Source organism: Oscillospiraceae bacterium, from assembly GCA_015067255.1.
Taxonomy (GTDB): Bacteria; Bacillota; Clostridia; order Oscillospirales; family SIG519; genus SIG519.
In genome coordinates this window covers 21,493-27,839 of record SVMS01000027.1, presented here as the reverse complement: position 1 = coordinate 27,839, position 6,347 = coordinate 21,493, and the positions used below count along the sequence as shown (strand labels likewise).

At 33.0% G+C, this 6,347-nt stretch carries 11 protein-coding genes; 6 read left to right on the top strand and 5 right to left on the bottom strand.

What is annotated here, in order from left to right; all coding sequences use genetic code 11:
• The 3 genes from E7480_06985 to E7480_06975 all read right to left on the bottom strand — a co-directional run.
• A partial coding sequence (locus E7480_06985; protein ID MBE6904338.1) for a hypothetical protein occupies nt 1-189 on the bottom strand: 189 nt, incomplete at its 3' end.
• The gene (locus tag E7480_06980; protein MBE6904337.1) at nt 189-398 is read right to left on the bottom strand and encodes a hypothetical protein; all 210 of its coding nucleotides are present in this window, start codon (nt 396-398) and stop codon (nt 189-191) included. The genes E7480_06980 and E7480_06985, both read right to left, overlap by 1 nt.
• A 51-nt stretch (nt 399-449) precedes the next feature.
• Entirely contained in the window at nt 450-650 is a 201-nt protein-coding gene (locus E7480_06975; protein MBE6904336.1) for a helix-turn-helix transcriptional regulator, read from the bottom strand.
• A 187-nt stretch (nt 651-837) separates the two neighbouring features.
• Between E7480_06975 and E7480_06970 the strand changes: the two genes are divergently transcribed.
• The gene (locus E7480_06970) at nt 838-1,164 is read left to right on the top strand and encodes a helix-turn-helix domain-containing protein (GenBank protein MBE6904335.1); all 327 of its coding nucleotides are present in this window, start codon (nt 838-840) and stop codon (nt 1,162-1,164) included.
• Between the two features lie 291 nt (nt 1,165-1,455).
• Here the strand turns inward: E7480_06970 and E7480_06965 are convergent, their stop codons facing one another.
• Nucleotides 1,456-1,716 carry a hypothetical protein gene (locus E7480_06965; GenBank protein MBE6904334.1) on the bottom strand — a complete coding sequence of 87 codons (261 nt, stop codon included), beginning with the start codon at nt 1,714-1,716 and terminating at the stop codon, nt 1,456-1,458.
• Nucleotides 1,717-1,886: 170 nt separating this feature from the next.
• Here E7480_06965 and E7480_06960 point away from each other — a divergent pair, with 170 nt between their 5' ends.
• The 5 genes from E7480_06960 (at nt 1,887) to E7480_06940 (ending at nt 5,098) form a co-directional block, all read left to right on the top strand.
• Nucleotides 1,887-2,294 (top strand): helix-turn-helix transcriptional regulator, encoded by a 408-nt coding sequence (locus tag E7480_06960; protein ID MBE6904333.1) that lies wholly within the window; start codon nt 1,887-1,889, stop codon nt 2,292-2,294.
• A 112-nt stretch (nt 2,295-2,406) separates the two neighbouring features.
• Nucleotides 2,407-3,297: a helix-turn-helix transcriptional regulator gene (locus E7480_06955; protein ID MBE6904332.1), complete on the top strand. Its 891-nt coding sequence runs from the start codon at nt 2,407-2,409 to the stop codon at nt 3,295-3,297.
• Nucleotides 3,294-3,674, top strand: coding sequence for a helix-turn-helix domain-containing protein (locus E7480_06950; GenBank protein ID MBE6904331.1), 381 nt, complete (start codon nt 3,294-3,296; stop codon nt 3,672-3,674). The genes E7480_06955 and E7480_06950 overlap by 4 nt, the downstream gene beginning before the upstream one ends.
• Nucleotides 3,675-3,679: 5 nt before the next feature.
• Complete coding sequence (locus E7480_06945) at nt 3,680-4,054, top strand: helix-turn-helix transcriptional regulator (protein ID MBE6904330.1); 375 nt, start codon at nt 3,680-3,682, stop codon at nt 4,052-4,054.
• A gap of 21 nt (nt 4,055-4,075) precedes the next feature.
• Entirely contained in the window at nt 4,076-5,098 is a 1,023-nt protein-coding gene (locus tag E7480_06940; protein MBE6904329.1) for a site-specific integrase, read from the top strand.
• Nucleotides 5,099-5,831: 733 nt separating this feature from the next.
• Here E7480_06940 and E7480_06935 read toward each other — a convergent pair.
• Nucleotides 5,832-6,344 carry a cysteine hydrolase gene (locus E7480_06935; GenBank protein ID MBE6904328.1) on the bottom strand — a complete coding sequence of 171 codons (513 nt, stop codon included), beginning with the start codon at nt 6,342-6,344 and terminating at the stop codon, nt 5,832-5,834.
• Nucleotides 6,345-6,347: the final 3 nt, after the last annotated feature.

The following is a 6,347-nucleotide window of genomic DNA, read 5'->3' as shown; positions in this document are numbered from 1 at the left end:
TGCCTTTGGATTATTGATACCGTCAGTTATCAACATTTCATTTAACTTTTTAAATTGTTCCGGTGTTATTACATGAGTAAGTCTTGCCATTTTTGCCATTCCGTAAACTTCAAATACAAGGTCCCTGCTTTTGCTTCTGATTGCATAATTTGCTTCTTCAATAAGACTTTCAAATATAACATTGCTCATTATTTTCCTTGCCTTTCTTTCTCCCATTGGTCGATTATATCCTCTGCGGCATTTAGTATTATTTCCGTCTTTTTGGTTGCAGTAATACCGTTAAGCATTCGGCTGAACTCAGGCGCTGTTGTTTTATATCCCCTCTTTATAAGCTCCTTAATAACATCCGCCTGCTTTTTTCTTAAATGAAAAAGCCTTTCTAAAATCTGTTCTCCCATTTTTCTTTTCTCCTTTTTATTGATTTTTTTATCGCATTGTGATAACTCTTTTTATGATGTTCTATTTCGAAAAATATTTGGATCGATGTTAAGCGCATTGCAAATTAGTAAAAATTCATCAGCAAGAATTCTACGACTACCGTTTAGCATTTTAGAAACTGTATCTGCTGTTAACCCTGTTTTTTGCGCAATATAAATCTGCTTAATTCCATTTTCACTAATATAAGTATTTAATTGCTCTTTAATTTTCATATTCTACGTCTCCTTTAAATCTATATTTTTTAGATTTTTGTTTTATTATAATCTATGTTTTTTAGGTTGTCAAGCTTTTTTTGCGATTTTAGTCTATGTTTTTTAGATTTTTATATTGACAATAACTATTTCTTCTCATATAATAAAAACATATCTAAAACTAATAAAAAAATATGGGGTGTTTAGAATGTCGCGCGAATCAATAGCAAAAACATTAAAACGTTTAAGAGAACAAAGTGGTTTAACTGCCGATCAAGTAGGAAATATATTAGGAAAAAGCGGCAAGACCGTCAATGCCTGGGAAAACAATCGAGGTCAACCTGATGCAGAAATTCTAATGCGGTTATGCGACATATATAATGTAGAAGATATTCTCTCAGAATTTCGCGATAAAACTTCAGAATCTGCGATTGCTCTATCCGAAAAAGAAAAAAAAATTATTCTTGCATATCGTTCACGTCCCGAGATGCAAATTGCTATTGACACGCTTTTAGGAATTCAAATCATCGAATAGCTTCATTGTTTCTACATACCCTTTTAAAGCTTCTTTTTTATTGATTTTTTTGTCGCATTGTGATATCATAAAAACAACAAATTGTTGTTTTTATGTGGTTAGTAGTGTGTTGGTATGTAGATACATACTATAGAAATAAATATATCTATTCTTTCACCTCGTTTATAAGCAATTAAATTTTAACCCCATTAAAGAGGAGGTCTTGACCTTCGCTTGATACATATTCACCATTATATGTGTCTTATAAGCTGCAAGAGGTCAGCGGATTTGCACCGATGAGTACGGGAGAGGTCAAGACTCTCCCCTCTCATCGCTTTGCTGCTCAACACAACAAATTGTTGTTTGTGTTTGTGCAAACAAATATTCAATCGTAAAATTATCTTTAGAAAAATACATTTCAATAATTTTTACAGCTTCGGGTACTGTAACGGGCGAAATTCCATCAAGTTTATTTCTTGCCGTCTTTGCGGTACAACTCAAAGCATCCGCAACAGCTTCTGCCGGAGTATTGAATCCTTTTCTCACAAGTTCAGCTCTCAAATTGTTTAACATTCGGTAAACCCCCTTTGTTTTTGAAACCGTTTTCGGTTTCTTTAACTTATATTAGCACCGTATTCGGTATTTGTCAAGCTTTTTAAAGTATTTTTTTTCCGTATTTGGTAATATATTATTGACAAAGCAAACTGTAAGAGCTTATAATTAAATAAAATGGAGGTTTTTTTATGTATAATTTAGAAGAAATGATAAATAGAATTAAGGCATTGAAAAAAGAAAAAAAACTATCAAATGAAGCCCTTTCTTCGCTTTCAGGTGTTCCAAAAGGGACTCTTGCAAAAATTTTAGGAAGTGAAACAAAAGACCCACAAATTTCTAATATTATTAAAATTTCCCAGGCTCTTGGTGTTTCAGCTGATTTTATTATTTTCGGTAAAGAAGAATTAAAAAATAATAATGATTTTTTAAATTTATTTTCGTTGCTTAATACCAACGGTCAAAATAAAGTGATTGAATATATGCGAGATTTAATCAATAGCGGAAATTACACTTCTTCAAATATTGTTTCGGATATGGTTTCTGTAATATCTAACGGTGAAAGCCTTTTTGGCTCAGTTCGTACCGAACAAAAATAACTATTATTCTTCCGACCAAAAATGGTAATATATACTTTTTTATAATTTATTTGACATAAAAAACACTTTAAATCTTTACTGTTTAAAGTGTTTCCGACAGGAAGTGATTATATTGTTTTACGAAAGATTAAGAGCAGCTTGTAAAATTTCTAAAACTACAGCAACAACTGTTACAAAAGAACTTAATTTAAGTAGTGGAAATGTCGGAAGGTGGAAAGCAGGTGGGGTTCCCAGCATTGAGATTCTTATAAAATTGTCTGAAAGACTTAATGTTTCAACAGATTTTTTGCTTGGCAAGGACAACAATATTTTGCCGTCAAACGCTATACCGTATGAAAGCTTTGAAATGACTCCTGTTCCTATCGTGAACAAAATATTTTATGAAAGATTAAAAGATGCCTGCAAAAATTCAAACACAACTGCAACTGCTGTTACATTAGAATTAGGTTTAAGCCGAGGAAATCTTAGTAGATGGAAAGCAGGCGGTGTGCCGAGCATCGAAGTTCTTATAAAATTCTCTGAAAGGCTTAATGTTTCAACAGATTTTCTGCTTGGCAAGGACAACAATAAGCTGCCGTCAAAGGCTATTCCATATGATAGCTTTGAAATGACTCCTGTTCCTATCGTGGACAAAATATTTTACGAAAGATTAAAAGAGGTCTGCAAAAATTCAAACACAACTGCAACTGCCGTTACATTAGAATTAGGTTTAAGCCGAGGAAATCTTGGTAGGTGGAAAACAGGCACAATACCAAATGGAGCTATACTCAGCAAATTATCTGAAAGGCTTAATGTTTCTGTCGATTACCTTCTCGGAATAACAGATATAAAAAAGCCCCTCATCAAAGGCGATGAAGAGCTAACAGAATATTTAAACGAGCTTGAAAGCCGAGAGGAATTGCGTATGCTTTTCCGTCTTACTTCCAAAGCTACAAAAGAAGATGTTGAAAAGTCAGTAAGAGTTATTGAAGCAATGCTAAAAGATGCTGAAATAAAGGATTGATATTTATGCGAAATAGTATAATTTTTGAATTGCTGAAAGATTTAAAGATAACTCAAAAAAAATTTGCCGAAGATATAAATGTATCTACCGGTAATGTCAGCGACTGGAAAAGCGGTAAATCGAGCCCATCGGCAAGTGTTTTAAATAAAATAGCAAATTATTTTGGCGTTTCTGTCGATTATCTCCTCGGAATAACAGACATAAAAAAACCTCTCATCAAAGGTGATGAAGAGCTAACAGAATATTTAAGCGAGCTTGAAAGCCGAGAAGAATTGCGTATATTTTTCCGTCTTATCTCCAAAGCCGCAAAAGAAGATGTCGAAAAAGCAATAGCAGTTGTTGAAGCAATGTTCAGAGATGCCGAAACAAAGGATTGATAAATATGGTACAAAGAATTTTAGAATTAATGAATGAGAAAAAAGTAAATGCAAAGACTTTAACAACTGACATTGGATTATCTTCCTCAGCTATTACAGAATGGAAAAAAGGAAAAGCCAAGCCTTCTGTAGAAGCTCTTGAAAAAATAGCAAATTATTTTGACGTTTCTGTCGATTATCTCCTCAGAATAACAGACATAAAAAAACCTCTCATCAAAGGCGATGAAGAGCTAACAGAATATTTAAGCGAGCTTGAAAGCCGAGAAGAATTGCGTATGTTATTTCGACTTACTTCTAAAGCTACAAAAGAAGATGTAGAAAAGGCAGTAAGAGTTGTCGAAGCAATGCTTAAAGATACCGAACTTTCAAAAATAAAATAACAACCCTAAGAAGGTGAACTAATGAAGCAACGTTCCGACGGCCGTTGGGCAAAAAAGAAAAAGATAAACGGAAAAGAGGTTTTCTTTTATTCCTCTGCCAAAACCGAAAGGCTTGCAATTAAAGATATAGAAAATCAAGTAATAAACTATATGAGCCAAGATTTTGAAGAAAAGCATAATTTTAAAAACCTCGGTGAAAAGATGCTTGTCCAAAAAGAAAAAACAGTTTCTTATAATACTCTTAAAGGATATAAAGAGATATTTGCAAAGCTCAATGTTTTCTATGATAAAGATATTGAAAGTATAACGATTGCCGAGGTCCAAAATCTATTATATGAATACAACGAAAAAGGCTTTTCAAAATCAATTATATCAAAAATAAAAATTGTACTAGGATTGATTTTTAAATATGCTATTTCAGAAGGAATAAACATTACTGATTTTTCAAGCGTTTTAATCGTTCCTAAAAATGCCAAAGTTAATAAACGAACGCCACTAACTGAGGAAGAAATAAAAATTGTAACAAATAATGTAGACAATGAATTTGGGCTATATCCATATATGCTTCTTTATACCGGGCTTCGAAGAGGTGAGCTCCTCGCCTTAAAATATGAGGACATTGATTTTGATAACAACATTATTAAGGTAAACAAATCTGTTGAATTTATATATAATCAGCCAAGATTAAAATTACCTAAATCCGCTGCCGGCATCAGAACTGTACCACTTATGGATATTCTCAAAAAACATCTATTACCTAAGGCAAACAATAAAGGGTTTATTTTTGGTGGAGATAATCTATTCACCTCAGAAATGATAAAAAAAAGATGGGCTAAATACTGTAAAGAAACCGGACTTACTGCAACACAGCACCAATTTAGGCACACTTTTGCAACAATATTATACAGAGCAGGCGTTGACCCTAAAACATCTCAACTAATTTTGGGGCACGCCGATTTTCAAACTACAATGAATATATATACTCATATTGCTGCATCAATGCAGAACTCCGCTTTAAACAAGTTAAACAATCTTGAAATTTAATCAAGTTGTCAAAAAGTAGTCAGCTTTCGTTTTTTCGTTGAAATAAAGCCATTTCAGGCAGACTCTGACTCTGTTTGTCTGGGTTCGAATCCTAGTTCCGCAACCAAAAATCCCGTTCTCGCAAGAGGGCGGGATTTTTACTTATTACTTCTTCCCTCTTCACTCTTACCTCGACCAAAACTCCTCAAGGGATTTTTGGAAAGTAATAAGTAATACGTAATAGTGAAGAAGTAAACCAGCTTTTCACTTTGACGAAAAGTATTTTTATTTCATAATAAAAGTTGTCAAGAAAAATTTCATTTCAAATACTCATATCTTGACTTTATTATTTTTTGTGTTATTATTTATTAGAAGTAGAAGAAGCAAGAGACATCCCAACTTGTGATTTATTATCATTGTTGAGAGCTTGCGTACCTACTTCTTTTTATTTAAACAGCAGTTATCTATAATTTTATATCATAAAACAAATCTCCTCGAGCTATTCCTTCAATATTAACAAATCCCTTTAAGTCACTAACACAAGAAATACCCCTTGAATGTGATAAAATTTACATTCAAGGGGTATTTTATATTTTAACTGAGTCTTTATGTTAATTTTTAAAGAACGCTACCACAACAGCGCCGTTATACTTGTTGAAATGTCAACAAGTTTATAAAGAGAGTTCTACAATACCTTTAAAACAAGAAGAACCTCCTATAGTTGATTCATTTATACTATAGGAGGCTTTTATCATTATTCCAATATTTTTATCTGACACATTTTCATAGCTTCTAAAGCTGTTTCGTGGCTTTTGGGAGTTACTCCTGCGCAAGCCTTCGCATCTACTATAAGAGGAATTTCCGGAAAGAAAGCTTTTACTACCATTGCATTTGAAATAACGCATATATCGGTACATAAGCCCACAAAGGTTATGCTTTCTATATTTTCTTCTTTCTTTAATATTTCCACTAACTCTTTTGAGCCGAAGGTTACTTTATCAATAGCGTCAGTTGTTCGAAGAGCTTCAAGCTGAGAATGTATCTGCCAGCCTTGGCTTCCCTTTATACAATGGGGAACAGGAAGATTTTTGCCTTCTTGTGTTTGCATATAATTTTCAAAGTGAGTATCTCTTGTAAATAAAATCTTACCGTCAAAGTTTTCGATTATCTCTTTTACATAGGGCACTATTTTAACAGCTTCCTTTGTACCTAAAGCGCCGTCTATAAAATCATTTTGCATATCTACAACTACAAGTATTTTTGACATTTT

Bases quoted from the DNA above. Each gene is read 5' to 3' on its own strand.
- E7480_06935 (MBE6904328.1), bottom strand. From the start codon at position 6,344: ATGTCAAAAATACTTGTAGTTGTAGATATGCAAAATGATTTTATAGAC.
- E7480_06960 (MBE6904333.1), top strand. From the start codon at position 1,887: ATGTATAATTTAGAAGAAATGATAAATAGAATTAAGGCATTGAAAAAA.
- E7480_06940 (MBE6904329.1), top strand. From the start codon at position 4,076: ATGAAGCAACGTTCCGACGGCCGTTGGGCAAAAAAGAAAAAGATAAAC.
- E7480_06945 (MBE6904330.1), top strand. From the start codon at position 3,680: ATGGTACAAAGAATTTTAGAATTAATGAATGAGAAAAAAGTAAATGCA.
- E7480_06975 (MBE6904336.1), bottom strand. From the start codon at position 650: ATGAAAATTAAAGAGCAATTAAATACTTATATTAGTGAAAATGGAATT.
- E7480_06965 (MBE6904334.1), bottom strand. From the start codon at position 1,716: ATGTTAAACAATTTGAGAGCTGAACTTGTGAGAAAAGGATTCAATACT.
- E7480_06970 (MBE6904335.1), top strand. From the start codon at position 838: ATGTCGCGCGAATCAATAGCAAAAACATTAAAACGTTTAAGAGAACAA.
- E7480_06980 (MBE6904337.1), bottom strand. From the start codon at position 398: ATGGGAGAACAGATTTTAGAAAGGCTTTTTCATTTAAGAAAAAAGCAG.